Origin of the sequence: Sphingobium subterraneum, assembly GCF_014199435.1 — a bacterium.
Classification (GTDB): domain Bacteria; phylum Pseudomonadota; class Alphaproteobacteria; order Sphingomonadales; family Sphingomonadaceae; genus Sphingobium; species Sphingobium subterraneum.
On record NZ_JACIJP010000029.1, the window covers coordinates 1 to 1,600 of the forward strand.

Here is a 1,600-nt window from a genome sequence, read left to right on the forward strand (position 1 = left end):
AAAAGATCCCATGGGCGCGGGCTGGCGCTGATTGAGGCAGACTGACCTTCCCGCTTTGTCGTGAAGGAGGTTGCCCGTGTCCATCTCGTCCCATGCCGCCGTCAGCACGCAGTTGAACGCCATCTTCGTGTCGCTGGAGCTGAGCCGTTCCACCTGGTTGGTGACGTCGTTGTCACCAGGTCGCGGCGAGCGCATCTCGCGACACCAGGTGAAGGGAGGCGACGTGCCGGCGCTGCTGGAGCGGTTCGCGCAGTTGCAGGTGAAGGCGCGAGAGCGGACGGGCGAGCAGTACCGGCTGGTCGTTATCCAGGAGGCGGGGCTGGACGGCTTCTGGATACACCGTTGCCTCGTGCGCGAGGGCATCGAGAGCCACGTCGTCGATGCCGCGTCGATCGCGGCCTCACGGCGTAGCCGGCGCGCGAAGACGGACAAGCTGGACGGCGAGGCGCTGGTCCGCACGCTGCTCGCCTACAAGCGCGGAGAGCCGCGGGTCTGCGCAATGGTGACGGTACCGAGCGCTGACGACGAGGACCGCCGACGCATCTGTCGTGAGCGGCGCTCGCTCGTGGTCGAACGCATCCGGCACATCAACCGGATCAAGGGATTGCTGTTCGCGCAGGGCGTCGGCGACTATGAACCGCTGCGCACCAACCGGCGTGCGCGGCTGGAGGAACTGGTCACCGGCGACGGTCGGTCGCTGCCGTGCCATGTGAAGCGGGAGATCGAGCGCGAACTGGACCGGCTGGAACTGGTCATGCGCCAGATCAGGGAAGTCGAGCGCGAGCGAGACGCGATGCTGGAGATGGCGACGGACGAAGCCGCTGAGCCGGCGAGCGCGCGGCTTCTCCAACTGCGCGGCATTGGCCCAGAATTCGCCGGCGTGCTATACGCTGAGGCATTCTTCCGCAGCTTCAGCAACCGGCGGCAGGTCGCCTGCTATGCGGGTCTCGCGCCATCCCCATGGCAAAGCGGCAACATGGACCGCGAGCAGGGCGTGTCAAAGGCCGGCAACAAGCGGTTGCGCACCACCATGATCCAGGTCGCTTGGCTATGGCTGCGGCATCAGCCGGATTCGGAGCTGGCGCGCTGGTATGCGGACCGGGTGCAGGCGAACGGTGGACGGGTGAGGCGCGTGATGATCGTGGCGCTCGCCCGCAAGCTGCTGATCGCGCTGTGGCAGTTCAGTTCGGCCGGCGTCGTGCCGAAGGGCGCGCTACTGAAGGCGGCCTGAGCAAGCTACCCGATACGAGTTCCCGCAGGGCATCGTCCCTGCCGGATCCAGGTGGACGGACCGTCGGCCCCTCTTGGCTTTACCCGCCGACAAAAAGGTTGGTCCCGTCTCCTGAGCCAGACCCGACGCAAGCGGGATTGTGGTGCGGCCGCGCACGAGCGGCGACCGGATGTGAGGTTAGAGCGGACCGGTCAACGGGACGCTTGTTGCAACAGGCTCAGACCATGGATCGCGCTGTACGGAGACAACCAATGGAATGAACGACACAGGGCTTTCAGCCGATCTCTCCACAGCCAAGCTTGGCAAGCAAAGCGCCCGTGCAATGGTTCCGCACAGGCGCTTGACTCGATAATCCCCATGTGAGGGGGC

General features: G+C 65.8%; 1 protein-coding gene. It reads left to right on the forward strand.

The window, feature by feature from the left end:
- Positions 1-70: 70 nt before the first annotated feature.
- The gene (locus FHS92_RS18025; protein WP_046765407.1) at positions 71-1,231 is read left to right on the forward strand and encodes an IS110 family RNA-guided transposase; all 1,161 of its coding nucleotides are present in this window, start codon (positions 71-73) and stop codon (positions 1,229-1,231) included.
- Positions 1,232-1,600: the final 369 nt, after the last annotated feature.